Below are 25302 nucleotides of genomic sequence, written 5' to 3'. Positions count from 1 at the left end.
TATTTTATTTAGATTCAAGAAATTTGAATCCATATTTGCTTCAACAAGAATAAATATATAATGTTACACATTATATAAGAAGAAAAGAAGAGGATAGATACAAACAGAATTATTCTGTATGTTCTATCCTCTTTTTGTATCACAAATGACCTCATTTACCACAACATTTGTATTGGCTGTCATCAAGTAAGGGTACCGCCAGCATTTCGGAAATAACCAGGCTAAGAAAAATAAATACCAAAAAGCTAATTCTTTCTTAATATATAGATAGAATTAGCTTTCTAAATGTTTTAAACTATGTAATCGCTCTTTTTGTTCTACTTGGTTTGGAAGTAGTAAGGAGCTACTAGTCTTTTTTCTAATAAATTTTGAACGCCATCAGGGAAATAAAACATAATTTCTTCAGCTTCTTTTATGTTTATCCAACTAATATCAGTAATTTCATTTTTGTCTTGAATAGATATTTCGCCTCCGACTATTCTAGCTACAAAAGTGAATATTACAGCATGTGCATGTGGAAAAAACTTTTCATTAATAGCAAATACATCTTTAATTTCAACTGTTAACCCTGTTTCTTCAAATGTCTCACGGATAATTGCCTGTTCCAAAGTTTCTCCACTTTCTCTTGCCCCTCCTGGGAGGCTCCATTCACTACCATTTTCACGTTTGTTTCCGACCATAAGAATTTTTCTGTTTGTATCATCATAAATAAGTGCATATACTACATCGACTCGTTCCATAATTTTTCCTCCATTAAAAAATTAAAATCTATATTACACCTTATTTTAATGAAATCTTTTAAATTTAACTAGCACCTAATACAATACAACTTATCGAAATGGTCTATCTAATTTCGAATACAATACAATTTAAATTAGTGTTAAAATGATTCGGAAAATCCTTAGCGTGTTTTTTTCACTTTGCGATCTGTACCCAAAGTAAAACCTTGGTTGTTGAAAAAGAATATTTAATGAAACTTAGGGTGATTTAACCAAGAGAACTTACTTAAATTTCTTAAATTGCTCCTCTATCCACGTTCGATTGTTTTCTGCAATATATTGCTCCGCCAAGAGTAGTCGCTGTACAAGTTCTTTTTTTGACATTTTCATATACTTTCTTTTTGCATTTTCTATGTTTCGTTCTGCACTTATGCGGCGATAATCAACAGGAGGAAAGGCAACAGAACGCTTTTGTAGAGACTGATTAGAATTTGATTTTTTCTTGTATGTTTTGCTGTGTTGTTTATAATACTCATTCAATTCGGAATTTGTCGTAATTGTGTTGGGGTGAATCCCTTTTCCTTCGGAATCAATCTCTTTGGACTTCTCCGATACAGTTTTTAATGTAACAGGTAGGTTTTGTTTGACCAGAAGGTCAATTGCCCCCTTCCCTAACAGAAGAGAACGTTGGCTACGTGATTCATAAACTCCGTTGAGCCATGTTCGATTATTTCTTGAAGAAAATGTGTGGCTCATGTGTCTGTTCCTCCCGATATTTTTCAATTAATTCAATCTCTTTTAATTCATTCCTTGCAAGTTTTCGCATCTGTTTTGCCTTATTCACTTCAAGTGTTAACCCCATAGAAATAAATCGCTTTTCCATATCCTTAGATAATTCGACAATTTCAAATAGTTCATGTTTCTTTTCAGGTTGCGGAATTTTTGCTACACATCCTAAACATGCCATTTTTACAGGACAAACTTTATCTGTAACGCAAGTACCGCCCAGTACATTGTTATATACACCTACTTTTGCTTTGTGTTCCTCCCATTCCTTCTGAAGTTCTTCAGGACTCCGAAGAATCGCTTCATCTAAGTCAACATAGTTTGAAATTACACTATGCAATTCTCCAACCTTTTCAGCTACTTGACTTGTAGTGGGTTCAGAGTAATATTTTGTTACGTTCAAATCACGCTGATGCAGGATTTTCGCTACAATATCAATGGGAATTTCATGGCGTTGAACAGCTTCTGTTGCGAACGCATGACGTAATAGGTGTGCTTTAAAGGTAATAGGTTTTCCTTCTTGCGTCTCGAAATATAATCCATGCAAGAGAAAACGGAGACACGAATAAATGACAGGATGTGTGAATGCTTTCTCATTATATTGAAAGAAATAAGGTTTTGGCTCTGGAAACAGGCGTGTCCTTCTCCCGCGATACTTTACACTCGGAATTTCTCCTTGATAATGCTCTTTCAGCATCAAATTGACTCTCTTTATTAGTTGAAAGGTATGCTTACTAATTGGGTAAGACTCAACTGTATCTCGTCCTTTTGGGACAGCGTAGAAAGAAAACTTTAAATCGCCACCTATTTTCATAGCCCGCAGACCATTTTCTGAAGAGTTAATTTGTAGTAATTCATTAATTCTTGCCCCTGTTGTCGTCAAAATGTCTATTGCTAACAGACCGAAGGTTGCTGCGACATAAAAAGATTGTACGTCAAATAGAATACCTTCAGCTTTATTGTTGAGAAGAGAACCAAAGCTATTTGTAGATAGAATTCCTTTGTGCATAGATTGGAAAGGTTTAGGATTAGTGATTGATCCTTCTTCGCCATATCCCCATGAGAATAGGAGTTCTCGTTTCCGTTTTAACTCTTCATCCGTCGCATTTTGAGACCAATCTCCTAATACGCCTTCTTGCAGGATTTCTGCAAACCATAGGCCTTCTACTGTATCGTTATCTTCCAAGCGTTCAGCTTTCACAAACTCTATAAAATAATTCTGCTTCTCCTCTGAATACGTTCCTTTACGCTTTTTTGCTAATTTTACAACTCCTTCTGTAAATTTCTCTTTGTGATATAGAACAAAGGAAGATTTATCCCATAAGCGGAAGTAAAACCTCTCTCCAATACGTTCAGGCTCATCGTAATGAAATTCTAAGGGTAATGTGATATCGTCCTTTTTAGCTTGCCTACAAACTGTTAGAAAGGCTTTTCGCAATCTTTGCATCAAACTCCATCGGAAATTTGCTTCCGCCCGAATCTGAGGAAGGTAAGGGACAATGACGTCTGTCTCACTCTTACGAGTGTTTTGAGCTTGTTCCCTTGCTTGTTTAGAAACCGAGAAATCTCGGTTATCAAACATAGGCGTAGGGAGTAAGTATTGCTCAAAATACTCCTGTTGTTTTTGACTTAACCTTGCTGTAAACCATTTGTTAATTGAGTAGGAAGCTAAGTTATAGCAACGTAAAAACTTTGCTTTCTGATCATTTGAATGTTCAGGACAAATGATTCCTTTCATATACTCGTATATGTGTTTTTCTGGATCAAAATCAGCAAAAGTTTGTAAATTATAAGCATAAAATATTTCTCTAAGTCTTATATTCAATATTCCGGTCGCAGAATAAATAGTTTCAACATCTAAATTTCTTTCTCCACTAAGGAACATATTTAATAACAATTGATTCTTCCAAAGTGTATTTAGACAATAACCGAGAAGATATTTTATAGGTTTTTCGTCTAATTTATCTAACAAAAACAAACCTCTGTTATCCTGCAAATGCAGAATGTGTTCATCTACTTTTCCTATTAATTCATTATAAAATGGGGAGATAGGTAGGTCTATTATTGTTGCCATAATTCACCCTCAAAATCATCCAGTAGAACTTGTATATCCACTTCTAACTCTATGTCTTTTGCTGTGTCTACAATGGTCAGTTCTGCCTTTTTTATTCGTTTTTGTTTTGATTGATTCATGTACTCCTTTTCCTTCTTTGCTATATGTTCAAGCATCTTGTCATGAAAACCTCGATGCCTTTCTTCATCAAAGTGGTGTTCATAAACTTCAATTGTTTCTTTTTGTTTCCACTTCATATATTTAATAAGTTCATTTTTACGTTGGGTGATTTCTGCATCAGTTTTGGAGATATTATAAATTTCACGCATACTGGTCGTAACAAACCAATGTCTTATTTTGTGTGGGTTTAACCTTATGTCCATCAATGTCATGGCCTTATTCCAGTGCGGATACCAGGTCTGATATGACAAAGGGGTCCCTCGTTCCGTCAGGAACATTGGTGCATCGTTAGGTAGCAAATAAAAATTCCGCCCTGCAGAGTCAAATATTTTCCGTTCCTTGTTGATATATTGAAACAGGAGTTTCGTGGTATCTTTGCTAAAGCGAAGAAATTTCACCCTACGACCATGACTGCCTTTACTAAATGTTTTAACTTCTTGAAAGGACTTACGGGAACGATAATCTCCAATTGTAAGTTTAATTATTTCGGATACTCTTGCTCCTGTCTCAAATAACATACGGACGATGACCTTCTCTCGTAATGACCAATTAACTTGATTACCAGCTTGTTTGATTTTATGGTAGAGAAGATGATCATCAATGATTTCAGGTTGCCATTCCTCGTTAATGAGCTTAAAGTAGGAATCTGTCAAACGTCTATGTACAAGCGGGTCTTCCGTTCCGGCCTTATCAGGTAGTCGCGGTTTATTTTCTCTCACACCTTCTGTATTTGCTTTATATTCATTTAATATTGCGTGAGAGTCGATAAGGGGATTGGGATAGCTGTATTGCCTCAGTGTAATCAAGGAGTTGTAAAACGACTTGAGAGCCGAAAGAAAAAGGTGAACTGTATTGGGGCTTCTATTGGAACGATTGATAAAACGAAAAGAATCCTTTTCTCGAACTTTACAAGCCATTTGATCCATCAAATAATCTTCTACAGCAATACGTATGGCTTCTGGAAAATCGCTCCATTGAACACGTTTACCTTGATAAACGCTGTATTTATCCACCCAACTAAAGAATGGTAAAAGGCATTGTAGATAAGACAGTGCCGAACTCTCTGAGATTTTTTTACTGACATCATCATAAAAGTCAGTTAGCGGCAAAAATGGCTCATTACTGTCGTTAAACACAAGCAATTTGTATCGGCTTTGTACACCCTTTGGGCAATACAAGTGGTAATAACTATTTTGCATTTTTAAAATCTCCTAACAGACAAAATAAACAAATCATTCTTCTACTCAATTGAAGAGAGGAAGGTTGGGTTGATATTCATGCTGTTTCTAATTTCCTATTACTTCGTAATCATATTTGGTAAGGTCGTAGATTGGTTTACTTTGCTTCTTTGATAATTTAGCGGAATTCAGATTGAATATTCAAAAAATATACTTTTATTGTAACTAAAGTACTTGTTACTGTAAATGTGCTATTCATGAAGATGTGTTGTTGGTGGTGTAAATAGATCATATTAGGGTCTATAAAATTAAAAAAGTACACCACTTAATGAAAGTGGTGTATCAATATTTATATAATGTTACACATTATATAAATTCTCTTGTTTTTGTAAGACAGGATAGCTATTGTCATTTCTTTATTTTACAGAGTATCCGTTTGCGTTTTGGAGATGCCAGTAACCGTGCGTAGCAAAGGGCGGTAGCAGGTCTTTTACTTATGTTCTGTTATAATAAATCTTAAGAAATTAGGTGATTATAATGAGCGAAAACATTAATTTAGAAGAAACATTAGCAGCCTTTTCTGCTTACTTAACAGAAAAAGGACGGAAACAATTCACAATTGAACGTTATGCTTACGATATAAAAGATTTTTATAAGTGGCTAAGAGCAAGTGAGAAACTCCTACATATTAAATCATGGAGTGAACTTTCTGAAGCGGACTATCAGACGTATTTCTCTGAGTTAGAAAACAAGCGTAAATATTCTCAGAAAACAAGACACAGACTATGGATGGTTTTAAAGAAGTTACACATGTTTTTAGGTATAGTTAGTCCATTGGATGGTATTAATCTCTCTTTAATTCCGGATCAATCACTAAATGATAATGATTTTATTACCGAAATGGAAGAAAAGCTTTTAAAACAAACTGTTCTATCAACAAAGGGGTTAACGGAAAGACAAGCTAAATATCGCCCTCTTATTATGGATAGAAACGTTTGTATTATAAATTTAGTAGTAAACTATGGGTTGTCCTTGCGAGAGCTTGTATCGCTTAATATGAGCCATATACAGTTTGCTAAAAATATCTTAATGGTACCTGGAGAAAATGGAGCAACTAGGTCTGTCTCTTTAACTTTGGAAGATAAGCAGCAGCTTTATAAATATTACATGACTATTCCGGAACCCGTAAGACCTAGACAACACACAGATAATCCTCTATTTGTGGCATTTGATTTTAATCGAGGTACGTATCGTTGGGTGTACGAAAAGGATGCGCCAAAAGCATTGTCTGAAGTTGCTATACAAAAGATGATACGACTTGAAATGAAACGTGCGGAATTAAATAGGCGTATCTCTGCACAGCAGATGAGAAACACTTTTATTCTCCGTCTTATTAAGCAAGGATTAACTGAAGATGAGTTGGTAAGTAGGATGGGGTTCAAAACTAAAATATCTTTAAAAAGATATTATCAATATTTACAGTTGTAGCTTTGAAATAAAGTTTGATCAAAAATACCTCGCAATCCAAAGTTTTACGATAAATAAAAAGAATCTATTTTGAAAAAGATTGATCAAAATGGATTCTTCCCCAGCAGATTTAAGTTTGGTTTTTATAAAAAAGTTTGATCATTTCTACCTATGTTGTTCAACAATCGCGCCCGTTTGTGAAATTGGCAAAGGCAGTCTAATTATCGAATAGCCCTCTTCCTCTCAGATTTGCTGAAACAGGCTCCTTTCCTATTTCACGTGCCCATATAGATAACTGGCCAATATGGTGGATTTCGTGGACAATGACATGACGTATGATCTCTCCGTGTGTACATTCAATGACTCGGCGCCTGATTGGTGCGTCTCTAGAGTTAATCGGTTCTTCATTGAAATCAGTTTCTGAAAGTTTCCGAGAATCCATTTCATTTGTCCAAGATGTCACAAATGGCTTCACTTTCTCATGGTATTGAGCTGAAAGATTTTTCACTTTTTGTAAGCTAGCATAATCCTCAAACAATGGCTCCTCAGGCACTGGTTCACCTCGCAAACCTAAGATCCACATATATTCCACATCTACAATGTGAAATAGGGTATGTAGTATACTGCCGAACCCACCGACCCGTTTCTTTAATAGTTCTTCATCTGGTATGTCTTCGCACAATGTAAACCAATCATCACGGACTTGCCAGTTATATTGAAACAGTTTCAACATCACAACAACCTCTATCTTTTATAGATTTAATATTTAATTTTCACCAAAAGACTTCAAAATCCTTTTTTAAAATCCTCCACAAACTGGCCCTTTAGTTGAGTAACTTTATTGCTACTCAACGGTTCCTTAATCCGCCTTTCAGCTCAGATCTTCTTTTCACTTTTCACTATAAAAACACCCCTTTAGATAAACAGATCCAAAGGGGCAAAACATCGCAACTTTTTTATAAACGTCGCGACTTTATTCAAAACATCACGTCTTCTTATTAATATATTTTTCTTTGATTACTTCTTACTTTTCCGCATCTATCTTTTTAATTGCAGCTTCGTTCTGACTAATTATATCTTGAAAATGCTTTTGCTTATTTTCTTCTACAAACTGTATAAGTTCTTCGAATTCCATTATTATCACCTTATTTCATTAACTTTGATTACTTGTTCTAATTCGAATACAGAAAGTACCTGGATGTGTAAAAATGTCTTTAGGGCATTCCAAACCTCTCTGTGGTCATCTAACGATACCTGGAGAGCGCTTTTCCAAACATTCATCCCCACCTCGTTATATTCAGGATTTCCTTTTATAAGGCATGCTTTATGTATAGTAAACGAAACCGGATCAGCTTTTATATCTTGATATAGTACAAGTGTAGGAACCCAATCAATCGGGGTATATAAGTGCATAAGATTCTCCAAACATTTCTTTAGAACGCTATTGTCTCCTATACAATGTATTTCACCGCTTATTGTATCCATTATGATTTTTTCACTCGGATGTATCTCTCTAACGTAAAATGGTACTTGTTCTTCATAATGTTTATATATCCTTTTAAATGCTTCTATGGCCTTTTCTATTGATGTCGCATTAATAAAACTGATTTTATGTTCCGTAGTAATTTCTAATATGTATAGGCGCATAATTATTAATCCCCCTATATTTTCTATATATTAATTGATACATTGTATCATCTTACTTTTAATTTAAAGAAAGTACCTACGTTACTGGTACTCTCTTTAAATATAGCTTCTATTTATATGTTAATCTATTAAAAAAGCCTCGTTTCCTAATTCCTTAAGTATTTTTGCAAAGAGATGGTTTATCTCTTCGGATAGTATTTCCTCTGTTTCTATTAATCTAGAAAGTCTATTTGTAAACTCTGTAGCGTACAAAAGCTTTGTACTAGCTTTTTCATCTTCTTTAAACAACTGTTCATTCTTCATGGATTGAATTAAGAGCTGAATAAGGAAAAATGACTTTAGTAACTTATTTTGAACTTTCTCCTATAATTTCTAGTATAGAAACGGAATAATTCGCCAAGTCTTGGACTGATATTGTTTATATTGTTCACCAAATAGTGTAACAAGAGTTCTCTCTTCAACTTTTATACGATACGAATACGCAAGGAAAAATAAAAAGATATTTATGATAATGGCAATGAACGAAGATGAAGATATAGCAAACCCTAAAAAGGTCAGAAAAGAACCTAAATAACCAGGATGGCGAATATATTTATACAGACCGCTTTGAATTAACTTATGTTCCCCCTGCATTCCGACGTTCCTACTGTAAAATCGCCCTAATGTATTCATTGAAGAAAATCTAATCCATACACCAATTAGCCCAACAATAACACCAAAAAACAGAAATGAATTAACCTTATTTATTGTAAAGAAATACATAATCTCTGGAATGGTTATCATCAAGGCTAAAACTGCTCCGATAAAAAAACTAGAACCACTATTTTGTTTTTCTTCTTTAATAGGTGAACTTCTATAAAATTCTAATAATAAGTACAGAAAAATAGGCAAATATGCTATAAAAAACATAATTCTCTCTCCTTCCAATAAAGTGTCTAATGATTAACCCATTTATTTTTATCAATGAGGTCACGCAATTTGGATGACCCTAAGATCATATCAACACAGGTTCTTTTATCAATCTTTATTATAAATAATCGAATTTTATTTTAGATCTACAGCAATCGCATCCCATAGAAAAGTATCATTTTATACTATTATGGAGCATTTCTCCTCGTTTTTTAGATAGAAAAAGAGAGTCCCTTGCTATAGGAACTCTCTCTTATGTATATCTTCTATTTTTAATCAATTACGATTTCATGTATATTTAGCTTGTTTAATTTTTTGTTATAGAAGCTCATTACCTTTTGAGCATGTTGTATAGCCATTAACCCATCTTGAACGGTAAGGGCTTCGAAATACGGATAACGAATATCTGTAGCATAATCATTCAGCTGCACGCATTGTTCTAAAATTAATGAGAACTTCCCATCTAATCTACGACAAGATTTGTGCAGCATTAAAAGATTATGAGTTTTAGGGAGGGGTCTACCGTTTAGTGCAAGAAATCTTTTTAAAAGTTTCTCCAAACATTGTTGGCTATAATAGCAAATAATGTTTGGAGAAAGGTTTCATATGAGGTAAGTAACTAGCAGAATCTAAATCGGATTTTGCTATGAATAGCCACTCTGTTAGATCCTTAGTATTTCTCATATAGAACCTTCCCCTCTAGCGCAATTTTATGCTCCATGGTTACATTGCGATTAGCACGTTCTTGAAACTCTTCCGGTCCATACACCAAAATATCAACTGGTGTTTCCATTACATCGTAAATACCCCAATTGATACAATTAATGACTTCCCTTTTTCTTGCTCCTATACCTTCCACAACAATACACAGATCAAAATCACTGTCTTCGTTTGGTGTACCATAAGCATGAGAGCCAAAAAGGATAATTTTTTGGATAGAAGACTCGGTTTCACGAATTTTTTGTACTAATAGGTCTAGTTCCCTTTGTACTTCTTCGTTAATCCAAACCACCCCTCGGATAATTGAATTATATTGAAAGTATATTATACATGCGTTTCTCTTCCCCTTTCTATTACATATTTATTTTATAGTTTTCTCTAGTTTTTCAACGTTCTACAATGCTTGATGATATTCGCACAACTGCTTGAAGTCTTATAAGGATTTATTGTCTAAGGTTCTATAAAATTCTTTCTACCTCAATATAAGAGATCTGATATATCCCTAATAGAAAAGAATCTGAAGTCTCAATGTCCTCAATGTAACATCCGGATTTGCAGCAAATATCTCACAATTTAATTTAAAGAGACTTATGATTTGTGCAATACGTTGGATATTTAAACTACTATTCCCTCTTTTACTTACTAAAACAATATAGGGTACAAGCTTTTTCCCTTCTGTAATATCGATAATAATGTTCATTCTAGATATCTCGCTAGTTTTATTTTTTATTTGTATTACCGGAGTGCTTAACTTTTAAACATTTAGGTACCTTACATAATCGCAGACAGGATATGTTTCTGTTAAATAAAGCCTCATTGTTTCATGGTTATTATGAGTACTAATGACTCTCATATTCATATTCTTTTTCTTGTGCCATAATTTGTAAAATTCCATATAATCTCTTCTCTAAATGAAACAAAAAAGCACAATAGATGTACTTTTTATTATTTCACATATTATTAGCCACGAAGATCTACGTACAAGTGATTCCTAACTTAAAGACAATACAAAAAGGTGTGGGAATATTACTGTGCGTGCGTTCCAGCGTTTATTAAGCGCTTCGGCTGAGATACAAGTTCCTATTCCTTCATTTAATTTTGTCCAGAGATTAACTAACGACTCAGAACTGATTGTTTAACCCAAACAATCAGAGTGATACAAGGCTTTGTGCCTAAAATTTTTATTGAATCATACCCGCTTGTTAGGCAAGTCCGTGTAGGGAATGGCTAGAAATTTCCCGAAAAATTCTTCACATAGCATACGTAAATTAAAACACTCTTTCCTGTAGTACTACAGGAAAGAGTGTTTTAATTTCATTATTTTATACATTTTCTTAAGTTGATGTATGATTCCAAATAGGTGCCTTTTTATGAATAACAATATTTAAATCGGAGTTGGAATATAATTTGGATCCAGATACATAGCTCTATATAAGAATACAGCCATTTGTTCACGAGTAACATTGTCATTTGGACTGAAATTTCTATTCCCTGTTCCATTAGCAATTCCATTGCTATATATCGCTTTTACATATTCATTTGCCCAATGATTTTTCATATCATTAAACTCATAGTCAGCTTTTACTTTTAAGTTAAATACTTTTGTTAGTACAGATGCAATTTCTGCCCTAGTTGCTGTATTTTTAGGATTAAATTTCTTCTCTGAGTTTACGGAAAAAATCCCTTTCTTTGCTAGTGCTGAAATTTCTTTCTTAAACGGACTATCTTTAATATCGACATATGGATTATCATTCGTATCTCCTGGTTTTAGGTATCTATATAACAATGCTGCCATTTGTTCACGTGTTATATTATCTGTCGCACCAAAATATCCATTTCCATATCCATTCATAATTTTATTGCCTGCCATAGCTGATATTTGTTGGTATGACCAATGCCCCTTTGGAACATCTGAAAATACAAATGGGTTTACAGTTACGGCTGAATCAAGATATGGGGCACTTTCTTTGTAATCTAATCTTACTTCTGCTGGAGTTTCAGGTGACCATGTATCACGAACTACCATGTTTTGAAATTTTTCATTTAAATCAGCAATATAGACCTCTTCATAAGCTATTCCAGTTAAATTATGATTTATGTATGTAGGGTGCTCTTTAGTGTTTAAAAGTATTGGACGTCCGCCCTTTATTTCGTTTTTATACTGTTCAAAAGTTGGGGACGCTACAAACTCTGCTATAACAGGATAACCGTGCGAGTTCCAATATTTTTCAATTCCTGGAACCATATCTCTAAAATATGTAGCTCCCCCTGTTCTGCGTCCATCGGGCTCGACTACTACGTCAGTTGTATGCATAACTTCTGCTAATCGATCAATTAGTGAGTTTACATATTCCGTTCTAATATTAAATAAATTAGGGAAATTTTGGTTCGACCAATATACTATTACATTGGCTACTGCAGTTGGTGTACAACCTCTATACCACATGTAATCAGGAACGTTTTCTATCTCTTTATCATTATAAACATCTTCTAATATAATTTTCTCACCAAATTTTTTTCCTGAAAAGCTATTTTTATTTAGGTTATTTCTTTCTGCTTTAATATTGTTTTTTTCTTCTATTTTGATATCTTCGACATTTTGAGTATTACCACTTGGAAGATGCGTAACTTTATTGTCTACTTTTTTCAAATATTGTATTGGTCCTGTATAAATGGCTTGACCTTCGGGTATATCTTTATAAGGGTTACTACCTTTTCTTGTAGATTCTATAATTGATGAGCCATGAACTTTACTATTCACTATAACATAACCATAATCTTCTTTATCTTTTTGAACTTGAAACAAGTAGCCCCGTACGTTTCCTTTTAAATCATTTAGAGCTTTACTTTCACTTAAGCTAGCATTTATCCATGGAGAATATGATAGTTTACCTATACTTTTTATATAAATTTCAGCTTTTTGTTGGGCCTCTTCTTTAGTTATAATTTGATCATCTTTTTCTGAAGCGAAAGAAGTTTGGAAATTGCTAAATAATAATCCCATTGATAGAAATAATATGAATGAAAACTTTACAAGTTTATTCAAAAAAAACTCCTCCGTTTAAGGTTTTAAATATTTACTATATTCTATTTTTAATAGTAGTGAAATTCCTTATACTTATCTTTTAAAATACGCTTAGAAGCTATTAAATATTCTATTTTGATATACGGTAAATGGCTAATATAAAACAATGAACTTATAGTTATGGATTATATTAGCCATTGCTATTTGTAATTTCTAAATATCACTTAAGTAAGTGTATTAATTATTAAAAGAATGCTGCAACTTTTCCAATTACAAACATTTTAGATGACACCGTTTTTCCAGTATTACGATTTGTAATTGTAATATAGTAATATCCCCAATAGTTATTATTTTTTACTTCATCTGCTTTATAAATTGTCTTTTTAATTTCAAATGCTTGTGGTTCATCAAATTTCCCTATTACTGATTTAGCACTTAAATATATTCCTAAATATGATAATGCTTTATTAAGTGACTGTATAGCAGTTAATTCCGGAACTAACAGAGCCAAGCCAAGGGTAAGAGCAGCCTCATTGTCATAATTAGTTGGATCAACTCCTACCATTTGCACTTCTTCTTTATAAAAAGTATGACCCGGCTTTTGCATTGCATATGCCTTGTTTGTAAATAAATCTAGTGAAGTAAAAGTGAAAACCATTGTGAAGATCATTGCAAAAATACTGACTTTTTTTATTTTTTTTCCCAGAAACATTGTTTCTCCCCCTTAATTAATGTTAATGTTTATATGAATCTTCAAATGAAGCATCATATACTAAATGAGGTGAATTATTATGAATAAGAAAAAAATCTTTTTCATTCTTGATGTAATTGCTCTCTTTGTGTCGATATTTTTCTTTTTCTACAGTTTGTTAGTACATCATTCATGGCTTTTTTCTATTATATTTTTCTTATATACTATTCGAAAGTTGTATGATATAGCTTTCGATAAATGAATATTCAAAATCCTATACATAGTATGTCATCACTTAGGTTACATTTCCCATGCTTGATGTTACAAATAACTACTTTTAAGGTGAAAAATAACAACTTTATTTATATTATATAATAAATTAATATTAAAATAAAATAATTTTTAAAAAAATGATTAAATTCCGATTATCTATTAGGAATTTATTATTCTATCCTTTGTTATTTGTTATGATTCATAACCCAACATACAATCTTGAAAACAACACAAAAAGGTGTGGGAATAAACGGTGTCAATATAATAATAATATGTAAACATCAAAATAATATAATTATCATTCGCTAATGGAGTGTTTTGTGTTAACTGTTAAATTAAACCTTTATACTTGTTTGTTAGGCTCATTGTATAACAGGCAACACCAAACGACCGAGAAAAAATGGTTATATGTTTACTGGTAGCATAAATGATATCGTTCACTATAGAACTTATAGAGCGGCATGTTCTCTTAAAACTAGGTTTAATGTTATAGAGAAATATCTTCTAGGGGATAGTAATAATTTAGATAATGCTATTTTCTCATTCTCTTAAGAAATTTTTAACAGGTGTGAGAATCTGTTAAAGAAGAAGTAAAAATTATATTTGACGTATTTATAAATGTATTATGATTTTAATAAAGATATTATTTTTTAATCCGCGTAACTATAAATACAAAAAAGCTATTGGAAATATACACATTTCGTTTGTTTCCAATAGCTTTTTTGTATTTATATTAAACCATAAATTACAGCAGATTAACTACCTCTTGACGCTCAATCCATTTATCTAACTTATTATGTGTTTCTTCACTTAACCTTTTTCTTTTGCCTGTTAATAGTTTTGAAAGATTAGATGGTGATATATCTATTTCTTTTGCAATATCTCTTAAGCTACTTTTATTTTCTTCTTTATATTCAAGAATCTTCTGCTGATACCAATTAATATCCTTATTTACCTGTTGCTGATTCAATTGAGTTGGTTGAATTTCTTCTGTCTCCGGATCCTGTACTTCTATTACTGGCTTTTTTACCAATGATCCCATCAATTTATTCTTAGGGGCTATTTTTTTCTTTTGTAAAAGCTCTTGCTGTAACGATACTAGCTCATCAGTAGGGGTCACTTCATTCGTAGAACACGTCCTTTTATCGATTTATTTTAGTTTTATCCCACTTGGTTTACTTTTGTTTTTACCATCTATATTTTCATAGCAGATTCACTCTTACTGATTACCTTTTTTCAATGATCTTCTTTATTCTCTTCTATAACCTTCACAATTTATTTTTTATTAATTGTTCTAATTCAGATACAGAAAGTACCTGGATGTGTAAGAATCTTTTTAAGGCATTCCAAAACTCTCTATGGTCATATAATGATACCTGAAGAATGCTTTCCCAAACAGTAATCCCAACCTCGTTATATTGAGGACTTCCTTTTATAAGGCATGCCTTATGTATAGTAATCGAAAACAAATTAGGTTTTACAGATTGGTGAATTTCAAGTGAAGGAATCCATTCAATCGGAGCATTTAAGTGCATAAGATTATCTATACATTTCCTTAGCATGTTGTTGTCTCCTATACAATGTACTTCACCTGTTCTGATATCCAAAATGACTGTTTCATTTGCATGTACTTCTCTAATATGAGAAGGCACTTGTTCTGCATATTGTGTATATATTCTCTGAAATCTTTTGATAGCTTCAGTTATAGTTCTTGCATGAAGGAAGCTTATCTTCTGTGCAAAATGTATTTCCAATATGTATAGGCGCATAATGGATCATCCCCCTATATTACTTGTTATACAGTGTCCTCTTGCCTTTTTAATATAGAAAGCACCTATTGTATAGGTACTCTCTAAATATATCTATTATTAATATATTATGCTATGAGATATGCTTCGTGAGCTAGTTCTTTAAGTATCTTTGCAAAGAGATGGTTTGTCTCTTCGGATAGTATTTCCTCTGTTTCTATTAATCTAGACAGTCTATTTGTAAACTCTGCAGCATACAAAAGCTTCGTACTAGCTTTTTCATCTTCTTTAAACAATTGTTCATTCTTCATGGATTGAATTAATAGCTGAATTAGCATTTGTTTATGTTGTTCGTTCTTCTTTCCATGGTACATATCCATACCTAACCAATGACGAACAATTCGTTCAGCGTCTCTTACTTCTGTTACATCTACTCTAGATACAACAAAGGTTAGCTTGTTCCATGTTAATTTTGCTACTTCATTTGAATAATTCGAAGGAAAGAAGAAAAAGCTTTGTTGTGTAATTCTTTGCCGCTCTTTAATCCAACGAAATAGTTCCTGCTTTCCTAGATGAATATCTATTTCTACAAAAAATACGGGAAATGGAGACGTTGTTTTTTCCTCATTTATTGTACAATCGGGTTTGAACACCAATTCACCTAGATATGCGTGGCTATTTTATAATAGTTGTGCTTGCCAATAACTATGCTGTTGTATATATTAATTCTCCTTATTGCTTCGATAAAGTCTCGGACTTTCTGTATTTTCTTCACTTGGTTTGCTAAGTCTTGTTTCGTCTTTTTTAGTGCCTTTGGAGATACGTGTGTTACTGCAATATATCGTGTGTCCCCACTCTTCTTTTTACCTTTCTTTACAGCTTTAAGAGTGAATCCTAGGAAGTCACTTTCTTGCTTTTTAAGATTGGTTACTTTTGATTTCTCGGGTGAGATGGGTAACTTTAGACGTTCTTCTAGCCACATTTGAGTTGCTTTGAAGATTTTCTCAGCGTTGCTTCGTGTGTTTGTGAAGATTTTGAAGTCGTCCGCATATCTTACGATATACATTGGTTTCATCTTGGAAAATCGGGATAACATGGCTGTTACGTTAGAGTTATCCCAGATTCCTTTTGAGTATCTTGGTTGTGTCCTTTTGGCCTTGAATGTTTCCCATTGTTTGCTGATCCACCAATCAAATTCGTTCAGATTGACGTTTGCAAGTAAAGGACTAAGTATACCGCCTTGCGGTGTTCCTTTCGTTGGAAACATGGTTGTACCATCGGGCATTTGCACTGGTGCTTTCAGTATCTTTCGGATAATGACTAGTAGTTGCTTATCTCGAATACCCAGTGTCCATAATTGATGCATGAGTTTCGTATGATTTACTTCGTCAAAGAATCCTTGGATATCTACATCCACCACATAGGTAAGGATTTGTTGATTTACACGTTTTGCTGCGTCGGCTATGGCGTTTTCGGCACTTCTGTTTGGGCGAAAGCCGTAACTTCGTTTGCTGAATTGTGCTTCGCAGATAGGTTCCAAAACTTGTAGAATACATTGTTGGATAATTCTATCCCACATACTCGGTATTCCTAGGGGTCTTGTTTTCCCATTAAGTTTCGGTATCTCTTTGCGCCTTACTTTTTGAGGTTGATAGTTTTGAAAGCGTCTTTTTACTTCATTCAAGAAATAGCTTTGTTCCATTTTCTCAATATCCTTGATGTTTACATTATCGCAGGCTGATGTTAAACTTCCTTTGTTTGCTTTGATGTTACGATAAGCAAGAAGTATATTTCCGTCTGACGTTATGGTAGACATTAGGTTTTTGAAAGAACTTCTCTTTGTTGCTTTTTGGTATAAGTCGTCTAGGACAGGTTGGATACCGTAGTATTCGTTATGTCTTAGTTTCTTATCATTTGGTGTGGTCTTAGACTTGTCATTCATGGTCTATCACCTACTCTCAATTGATTTGGTGACCTTTTGAGTCTTACCAGAATCCATGCAAGATTAGATGAAATTTCAGTTCCTACAAAATAGGCTTGTGGCTGTTCCTCCAATTCCATTGCAGAATCTTCAATGGTCGTGCCACTACTCTCACCACTATTAAGAATACTTCCCTCAGTCGCCTGTTTCGTATTCAGCTGTATCCGTCGATAGAATCGTAGATTCAACGCTAGTGGTTTTCGACGTTCCATTCAGACTATCATTGTTTTAAAGGTCGTTAGACCTCCGATTTAGGTGCTTGCTATACCCCGTGTCTAGCTCCGTTGCCTGTAACAACGTTAGGACTATGGACTATGGAATATCTCTGGTCCGTTAGACAAGTCTTATTTTCAGACCCCGAGTCATTTCTGACCCGTAAATTTATCGAGGCGTACATTCACAAGTTCATCAGTGTTTACACATTCTCACCATGTCGGTTGACAGCATACAGTACTTTATCAATTCCATTTGGTCTATTATTCCGAACGGCTTTCGGTTGCCCCATCGGGTACTACGGATAATGACTGCATGTTTTACCCTGCTTTCCACATCACGCTATACCTAGCGTATGCAGTCGGGAATCTTACTGGGGTAGTTGCAGGACGTTACTCCGTCATTCCTACCTCTCGTCTGAACAGTTATTCTGTTCTTGGTTGTTGTAATTGTTACTACAATAAAGAACAGTCCTCGTTGTCGCTTATGCTTGCGCATTACTTACACGAGAACGTCTCGCACTCCATATAATCTCTCCTCTAAATGAAACAAAAAAGCACAATAGATGTATTTTTTATTATTTCACATATTATTAGCCCCGAAGATCTACGTACAAGTGATTCCTAACTTAAAGACAATACAAAAAGGGCTTCTTTAAGTCGATTAAAAATGTGCATAGCAAAATAAGCTATATATACACTAATCGGCCCAAAGAAGCCCTTTCACAATTGAAACAAGATGCAACTTGTTTTTACAATTCAATTACAATAAAAAAAGGTGAAGCTCTTGATACAACCCCACCTTTTTAGTATATAACGAATCATTTGGTAATTTAACAGTATGTTTTTAAAGTCTCTATATTTTAGAAAACTTTACATTGAACTACTCACCACTTAACGTCCTAACGGACTTTTTGTGGGAGATTCCTGCGAACACCGATGTATCCACCAGTTATCTTAGCAGGCTCTACCCGCAGTCCCTACGGTGAGAACATAAGTATCTTGTACGCTGACTTACCACACTACCTACTTTAGCTTGGTTTTCGCAATTTTGAGAAGCGTGGGGCGATAGAACGTTGAAGATTTTACGGTTGCAACGTTTTTCTCCAACCAACCTCATGTCTTCAGTTTTCGAAGAGCAATCTGTACAAGTAAATGATAGCAAATATGTTGGCTTATGCCAACCGACATTCATCTCCCACCTAAAATTGGTGTTTCACACCTTCACATTTTTGAGGAAGGAATCTTCTGTCGGAAAACGATAAAACCGTACTTCCCTATTTTTTTGAAGAAACAGGATCCATTTTTAATGTTTTTATTCCTTCTTTCAATGTAAACGCATCTGCTCTTAATGTTTTCCAGCTGTCTTTCGCTGCATTCAGATTAGGTTTTAAGAATTTAAATTTATTTTGATCTGCCTTTTGGGATGCTTTATCAATATGATTAAGTACTCCTGAATATTGAGAATCTAAATCATGCCATTGTGCTGACATATAGGTAAGAGCATTAATAGCTGATCCAATTGCATTTTGCATTTCAGCAATATTATTATACGCAACTCCAACTACACGATTTAATGTTATTTTATAGTCTACCGTTTGGCGTAATTGCGCTAATAACGGCTCTAACGTACCTAAATTATCTCTTGCTACCCCTATCATTACACCTCCAGCAATCCATGTAGGAATTGAGGGAACTGATACAGTTATTATTCCATCCGATTCTACTTGTTTAAAATGTCTTACTTGCTCTAAAACATCATTTAGGCGTTTTTCATCTTCATCTATTCCAGATGCTTGATTTTTTAAGATCGATTGCAAGATATCTTTATGACCTCCAAATGCTCGGACATCTTCTCCAATACTATCTCTTAACTTAGCTAGTTCTTGTATTAAATTCTGTGTATATGCTTGGTTTTGTTTAATCTCACCTTGTAAATCTGTAATGCCTTCTTTTAATGTATCTGCATCTCCTTCATTAATTGCTTCTACTAATGTATCGTAATAATTGTCAAATGTGGTATCATACTCTACAATTCCTGTAAGGGTATCTAAAAGTTGTTTTTTTATGTGCGCATCCCATTTTGTAGCATGCTCTCTTGCATTCTTTTGATCTTGTACAATCTGACTAGGTAGATTTGTATATCCTTTAATATCAATTCCTTCAAAGTTAACATCTGGATTATTAATTAACAAATAAGAGTAATCATTCATGGATTTTGCAAATACCCCTGCATCTTGCAAAGCTTTTTTCATCTTTTCGCTGTTTACAGAAAGAGATATATCTTCCGTACTCGTTTGTTCTATTTTACTTTCACTTGCAAAAGCAGCTACTGGAGAAACTACAGTAGTTGTTGTCAGGGTTAAAAACGTCGATACAGCAAGTAGTTTATAAGGAAAATTATTATTCACTTTAATTCCTCCTATACATATATATTAATTTTTAGTTTGTGTTGTCTTGTTTAAAAGCAATGTCTTTTGAAATGAATTCTGCGTCCTTATGAATATCATTCCAACTTTGTTTAGCAGCTTTTAAATCGTCAGGTATTAATGAAAGTTTATGTTCTTGCATTTGATCGATATTATCATATAAATCTTTATAATTAGCCCCCATTTTATTCCATTGTTGCTGAATACTTGTTAGAGACATTATTGCTTGATCCACTGTCTGATACAAATATGTTAGCGTGTCTTTCGTATTAGTAAGTGAAATAACCGCTTGATTAGCCAGATCAGCTTTCATACTTAATTCTCCGATTTTATTCGAAATTTCATTATAAGAATTCATATGATTAGATGCCTCGACACCAGCAGCTGTTCCTAAACCGATACCAGCGGCTCCTAGAGCTGTAAGACCACCAACAACAGCTGGTGTAGCTGTACCACCAGTCACAACAATTACTACCGCTCCTGCAATCGTTCCAATAACTAAAATAGCAGCTCCTAATCCACCACCAATTGACCAGGCTAATACATTATCAAAATGTGATTTCTGTGTAGAACGTAAATTCTCAATTTCGGCCTGAAGTTGTGGGACTAGTGCTTGTTTTCCAGCTAATATAGCCGTCAATCCGCCCTGTCCATCTGGACCACCAACATTATTTTTAAAATCTACAGTATTTGTATACAACTTTGTTTTGAAAGCCTCTAACATCTTAATGACTTCCGTAACTTCATTTGAATTTGTATGAATTGTATCGATTAAATCCCCTATTCCTTCTTTGAGGTTCACCTTATCTTTCTTTTTTACAGTATCTACTAATGTGTCGTAATAGTTTTGAAATTGCTCATCATAATTTACAATATTACGTGCTGTTTTTTGAATGTTTGGCTTTGCTGTATCTAACCAGTAATTTGCATTGATTCGTGACAGTTCCTGATTCAGGTGAATATTTTTGATTAATTCTCCTCCTCCTGAACCTAAATCAATGTTAGATAAATTTACATTCGGTTGCTTAATCATAGTTTTTGCGTACAAATCCATTACAAGAATATGAGAGCCTGTTGCAGCCAACGCTTTCTTTAATCCTTCAGGTCCTAACGCATAATTTTCTATTTTCTGTTCTTGAGCTGTCTGTTCTTGTGCAAGTGCATGAATAGTACTACCATTCGTAGCAGTTATAACCGTTGCTAAAGTGGCTAAAGTTATAACCTTAAATGGAAATTTCATCATTTGATCTCCTCCTTATTTTCAGTTGCAATATAATCTTTTTGAAAAACCTATGTTCTTAATATTAGAATTTATAAACTTGTTCTTCGAGTTGAGTTGTTACACTTTTTAATCGTCTTAATGTATCTTTTTGAGACTGAGTGTTATTGGCATCAACTTCAGTCGATAATCTTGTAATACTATTATTTATTAGATCCAAATCCTCTTTGTAACGTTTCATTAGCTCAATTTCTCCATCTACTTGGTTAGCAAATGTATGCAAATCATTTTGCATGAAAAGAATCATTGATTTTTGTAAATCCGCTACGGTTAATTTAGTTGTTAAGTCATATAATTTCTGATTTTGTTTCTCTAAATCATTTAAATATGCACGTTGCTCTGCTGTTAGTTTATTAATTTCAGCAAAAGTATTATATGTTTTTTTAATTTTTTCAGGATCAATCACTTTCATAAGATCATACTCTTTCGTTTTTGTAACTGCAGCTGCAGCGATTTCACCTTTTTTACTTTTCTCTATCGCTTCACGTGCTTCTTTTTTTGCAGCCTCAATTTCTATAGCTGATTTTCCCTTTTCTTTTGCTTCTTGTTCTGCTTTCTTCTCTGCGTCTACAATAGCATTGTTTATTTCTTTTCCTTTGTTATACGCTACTACTGCTGTTTGAGCAGCCGGTTCAATGATATCTTTCGATAGACTATAAATTTCTTGGAATACCTTTAGCCCTTGTTCATTTAAAGCCCCTGGTAATAATGCAATTTGCTGTAAATCATTTTGAATTGATTTTTTTGTATCTAGCATTTCATTTTTTAACTTATCTATTTTTCCTGTTCCCTCTGAATTAAGGACACTCTGTGCTTTTGCCACATCAGTATCAAGATTTTTCACCTTCTTATCTACCTGTAGTTTTAGATCTGTTAACTCATTAATTTGACGTTGCACACTTTCTTGGTTTGTTATGGTCATGTCTTGAAGGACTTCCAGTCTATCTGTAAACCCTTCTTTATCTTCCTTATTATCTACAAATCCTTTTAATGTTGGATAATAACTATTAAATTTAGTTACAAATCCTTTACTTTTTGAATTTAATAGAATTAATTTGGGATAAAGTTCGGATGACCACTCTTTCATATCTTGTTTAATTAGAAATTGAGTTGTATTTAAAGATGGAACTTCTTCAAGTTGTACATTCGGACTTGCTAAGGCTCCATCGATAAAGGTTTGTGTTAATTTGGAGTGTGCACCTATTTTTCGTAACGCTGAGGAAATATCTATATTCTCTTGTTTTGTTTCTGCTTGGACGATTGGCGTTGCGAGAGTATTGATAGGAATAGTCGCCCCGGTAGCAATTGATGTTATTAAAAATCCTGTCATAATTTTATTCTTCATTCCTTACACCTCTTCACTATTGTTTTTTTACAAGTTTTAATCGTAAATGTTGTACAACCTAACGTTAGGATTTCTTCACACACACTTGAGGAAAAAAATTTTTTCAAAAGAGTAAGTGCATCTCGTTTTTTTTCTTTATTTTTAATAGAATATAAGGTCCTTACTTCCCCCCATTTTAATCACTATATTTTTCATAAGTAAACTAGAAAATCGTATATATTATGTTTGATTTTTCTGACATTAAATCTTTTGTTTGTTTCTAATTATATTCAAAAAGTTTTCATAATAGTATCACTTCAGGGGTTGATACCATTTCACTGCTATAATCAAACATAAAATTTGTTGGTATTATTGAATCTTAATAAAGTTCATACGAAAAAATGTTTTTGATATAACTTTATGGGATTTTATGTATTATGTACTTTATATGAATATGTACAATTGCATACTTATATAAAGTACTATCCTTGAATAACATACAAGGCAGTCACCGTACATCCCTATAAACTTAAGAGTTTTTACTCCAAAAGTGTAAAAAGTTATCATTTCTAAAATTTAACTAGAAAATAAGATATTTTTTATCCATCTTTCAATTCAAGATGAATTACAACTATTTTTTAAAATTTGTTCGAACTGGAGAATACAACCAAATTAATCTAAATAATATAGTGACGAAGGTCTTTCTAAGAAAGAAAGAAAGAACTCATTCTAAAAATGAAATAACTTTATTGCTACTCAACAATTCCTTAATCGGTCTTTCCGTTCAGATTTTTTTGGAACTATAAAAATATCCCTTTAGATAACCAGATCCTAAGGGACAAAACGTCGAGACTTTATTCAAAACATTACGCCCCTTTTATAAGCAATGTCATTTTATTTAAAAAACGACATTAAAAATATTCTTCAAATCCAGGGGTATAACTTTGCCGCAAACAAAAAGAACCATAAGTTTTCCAAAACGTTATCAAGACCTAAATTATAAAAAGCTTTAAAAATAAAGGGGAACACATATTAGTCATATACAATATGTGTTCTCTTTTTATCTGATATTAAATAAACATACTAAGATTAGTAGTGCAGACCAAGGCATTGGTTCGCACTACTATTTTTTATATAGTAGAAGTGAAGAAAGGGTCGTGGGTGCTTTGGGATCTTGAATCCGTAAAATAAACTGACCTTCTTCACTTACCTTATTTGAATCAGTTTTTAGTATGTTGGTCCTCGAGATCGTGTATAAGAAATGGGAATCGATAAGTGTAAGTTGAAGACTTCAATTTCACCTAAGGAGGAACTTTATGGAACACGTAATTGCGTTTGACGTCAGTATGGGTAAAAGTTACATGGTAATTTATAATGCACAAAAACAATGTGTATTTGAAAGTGAAATCAAGCATTCTAAACCCGAATTCGAAAAGCTACAAGAAAAAATTCATGAACTTGCAGATAATACTGGTGAATTACCTGAAATTGTGTTCGAATCAACAGGTATCTATTCCAGGCAGCTAGAACGATTTATGCAAGATAACCAGTATACGTATTGTTTATTAAACCCATTAGAAGCCAAACTACAATGTGATTCCTTACGGATTCATAAGACCGACCGAAGCGACGCACATCGATTAGCTCTCACTCACTTCACAGTTACCCGAAGGGTATCTAATGGAACTATCAACTCATTCCATCAGCTAAAATCTCTTTCTAGATGGTATAGCGAATTGGACAGTGAATTATCGATAATTCGTGGTCGTATGCACAAAGTAATTCAATTAACTTTTCCTGAATTGGAAAGAATGTTTACCAGTAAATCTGATTTGTTTTTAAATTTTGTTCAACTATTCCCCCACCCAGATTGTGTTTTAGGTCTTTCAAAAACAATCATAAAAAATCGTATTCGTGCCAACACCAATAAAAAAATATCAAATATTACAGCCGAGAAAAAAGCGATTCAGATAATTGAAATAGCGAAAACTTCCTATCCGGCTGTTTCTGAGAACGATGTTCTTTGTGATCAACTCAAATTATATGCAAAGCGCTATCAAGAGCTTCTTCACCAAAAAGAATGCTGTATTAACAAGATGGTATATATAGCCGAGCAACGTGCAGAATACGGTATCATTCTCAGTCTTCCTGGGATTGGCCCGAATACTGCAGTACGCTTGATGGCTGAAATAGGAGATATTACTCGTTTTAACAATAACAAGCAGCTCAATGCATTTGCAGGTATTGATATACGCCGTTTTCAATCAGGTAAAACCTTTTATAAAGATAAAATTAACAAACGTGGAAATAAACATTTGCGGAAGCTCCTTTTTCTCATCATCCAGAACATGATTAAACAACGACGTTACGGACAAAATCACATTGTTGAGTATTACGATAAATTAAAAACGCAACCCTATAACAAATGTCATAAAGTTGCGTCCATTGCATGTGTAAATAAGTTCTTGAAACTTCTCTTTCACCTTATTACACATGATATACACTATGATTATCGGTTAACGGCCTAATATCATAGTTTCATTCATCATATCATATCTCACCCCTAGCAAAAAACGAGTATATATTAGGGGTCTTTGTTATGCATGATAATAAGTATATGTTTATTCTGATATTCACTCCAGTAAAAACCTAAAAATACAGGTTGACTAATCGTAAGAAAA

Annotated in this window: 17 protein-coding genes and 5 pseudogenes; 2 read left to right on the top strand and 20 right to left on the bottom strand. The window is 33.5% G+C overall.

From position 1 onward, the window contains the following. Positions 1–317: 317 nt before the first annotated feature. The 4 genes from ACTJJY_RS29445 to ACTJJY_RS29430 form a co-directional block, all read right to left on the bottom strand. Positions 318–740 (bottom strand): NUDIX hydrolase, encoded by a 423-nt coding sequence (locus ACTJJY_RS29445; protein ID WP_042596292.1) that lies wholly within the window; start codon positions 738–740, stop codon positions 318–320. A 261-nt stretch (positions 741–1001) separates the two neighbouring features. Continuing rightward, positions 1002–1475 (bottom strand): hypothetical protein, encoded by a 474-nt coding sequence (locus tag ACTJJY_RS29440; protein WP_061885110.1) that lies wholly within the window; start codon positions 1473–1475, stop codon positions 1002–1004. Then, entirely contained in the window at positions 1447–3579 is a 2133-nt protein-coding gene (locus ACTJJY_RS29435; protein WP_440607150.1) for a site-specific integrase, read from the bottom strand. The genes ACTJJY_RS29440 and ACTJJY_RS29435 overlap by 29 nt, the downstream gene beginning before the upstream one ends. Continuing rightward, the gene (locus ACTJJY_RS29430; protein WP_440607151.1) at positions 3567–4937 is read right to left on the bottom strand and encodes a tyrosine-type recombinase/integrase; all 1371 of its coding nucleotides are present in this window, start codon (positions 4935–4937) and stop codon (positions 3567–3569) included. The genes ACTJJY_RS29435 and ACTJJY_RS29430 overlap by 13 nt, the downstream gene beginning before the upstream one ends. Before the next feature lie 516 nt (positions 4938–5453). On the opposite strand from ACTJJY_RS29430, the gene ACTJJY_RS29425 reads away from it, so the two are divergent. Beyond that, positions 5454–6404, top strand: coding sequence for a tyrosine-type recombinase/integrase (locus ACTJJY_RS29425; protein WP_440607235.1), 951 nt, complete (start codon positions 5454–5456; stop codon positions 6402–6404). Positions 6405–6600: 196 nt separating this feature from the next. Here ACTJJY_RS29425 and ACTJJY_RS29420 read toward each other — a convergent pair whose 3' ends face one another. The 16 genes and pseudogenes from ACTJJY_RS29420 to hblC form a co-directional block, all read right to left on the bottom strand. Next, positions 6601–7116 (bottom strand): DinB family protein, encoded by a 516-nt coding sequence (locus tag ACTJJY_RS29420; RefSeq protein WP_088021009.1) that lies wholly within the window; start codon positions 7114–7116, stop codon positions 6601–6603. A gap of 407 nt (positions 7117–7523) precedes the next feature. Next, positions 7524–8030: a hypothetical protein gene (locus tag ACTJJY_RS29415; RefSeq protein WP_088021010.1), complete on the bottom strand. Its 507-nt coding sequence runs from the start codon at positions 8028–8030 to the stop codon at positions 7524–7526. Between the two features lie 120 nt (positions 8031–8150). Beyond that, positions 8151–8357 (bottom strand): annotated as a pseudogene (locus ACTJJY_RS29410) (phosphoadenosine phosphosulfate reductase); the annotation flags it as partial. A 45-nt stretch (positions 8358–8402) separates the two neighbouring features. Continuing rightward, positions 8403–8939, bottom strand: coding sequence for a methyltransferase family protein (locus ACTJJY_RS29405; protein WP_088021011.1), 537 nt, complete (start codon positions 8937–8939; stop codon positions 8403–8405). A 272-nt stretch (positions 8940–9211) separates the two neighbouring features. Next, positions 9212–9623 (bottom strand): annotated as a pseudogene (locus ACTJJY_RS29400) (HEPN domain-containing protein). Further along, positions 9610–9951 carry a nucleotidyltransferase domain-containing protein gene (locus ACTJJY_RS29395; protein ID WP_097987515.1) on the bottom strand — a complete coding sequence of 114 codons (342 nt, stop codon included), beginning with the start codon at positions 9949–9951 and terminating at the stop codon, positions 9610–9612. Before ACTJJY_RS29395 ends, ACTJJY_RS29400 begins: the two are co-directional and overlap by 14 nt. Before the next feature lie 1092 nt (positions 9952–11043). Continuing rightward, entirely contained in the window at positions 11044–12705 is a 1662-nt protein-coding gene (locus ACTJJY_RS29390) for an S-layer homology domain-containing protein (protein WP_223618213.1), read from the bottom strand. Positions 12706–12928: 223 nt separating this feature from the next. Then, positions 12929–13396, bottom strand: a complete 468-nt coding sequence (locus ACTJJY_RS29385; protein WP_088021014.1) for a hypothetical protein — start codon at positions 13394–13396, stop codon at positions 12929–12931. A 997-nt stretch (positions 13397–14393) separates the two neighbouring features. Beyond that, positions 14394–14768 (bottom strand): annotated as a pseudogene (locus ACTJJY_RS29380) (hypothetical protein); the annotation flags it as partial. Positions 14769–14916: 148 nt separating this feature from the next. Further along, positions 14917–15417, bottom strand: a complete 501-nt coding sequence (locus ACTJJY_RS29375; protein WP_088021016.1) for a hypothetical protein — start codon at positions 15415–15417, stop codon at positions 14917–14919. Between the two features lie 107 nt (positions 15418–15524). After that, positions 15525–16070: pseudogene (locus tag ACTJJY_RS29370) on the bottom strand (phosphoadenosine phosphosulfate reductase); the annotation flags it as partial. After that, positions 16064–17338 (bottom strand): annotated as a pseudogene (gene ltrA / locus ACTJJY_RS29365) (group II intron reverse transcriptase/maturase); the annotation flags it as partial. The pseudogenes ltrA and ACTJJY_RS29370, both read right to left, overlap by 7 nt. After that, positions 17335–17589 carry a hypothetical protein gene (locus tag ACTJJY_RS29360; protein WP_440607234.1) on the bottom strand — a complete coding sequence of 85 codons (255 nt, stop codon included), beginning with the start codon at positions 17587–17589 and terminating at the stop codon, positions 17335–17337. The gene ACTJJY_RS29360 and the pseudogene ltrA, both read right to left, overlap by 4 nt. Positions 17590–18866: 1277 nt before the next feature. Then, on the bottom strand, positions 18867–20000 hold the full coding sequence (gene hblA, locus ACTJJY_RS29355) for a hemolysin BL binding component B (protein ID WP_097920759.1): 1134 nt from the start codon (positions 19998–20000) through the stop codon (positions 18867–18869). A 31-nt stretch (positions 20001–20031) separates the two neighbouring features. After that, positions 20032–21261 carry a hemolysin BL lytic component L1 gene (hblD, locus tag ACTJJY_RS29350; RefSeq protein ID WP_081252976.1) on the bottom strand — a complete coding sequence of 410 codons (1230 nt, stop codon included), beginning with the start codon at positions 21259–21261 and terminating at the stop codon, positions 20032–20034. A gap of 61 nt (positions 21262–21322) precedes the next feature. Next, entirely contained in the window at positions 21323–22642 is a 1320-nt protein-coding gene (gene hblC / locus ACTJJY_RS29345; protein ID WP_098277370.1) for a hemolysin BL lytic component L2, read from the bottom strand. Between the two features lie 1295 nt (positions 22643–23937). On the opposite strand from hblC, the gene ACTJJY_RS29340 reads away from it, so the two are divergent. Beyond that, positions 23938–25149, top strand: coding sequence for an IS110 family transposase (locus ACTJJY_RS29340; RefSeq protein ID WP_440605350.1), 1212 nt, complete (start codon positions 23938–23940; stop codon positions 25147–25149). Positions 25150–25302: the final 153 nt, after the last annotated feature.

It is taken from the genome of Bacillus sp. 22475, assembly GCF_052044835.1.
Taxonomy (GTDB): Bacteria; Bacillota; Bacilli; order Bacillales; family Bacillaceae_G; genus Bacillus_A; species Bacillus_A cereus.
Note: the sequence above shows the minus strand (reverse complement) of the source record. Positions and strands in the feature narration are given on the sequence as shown.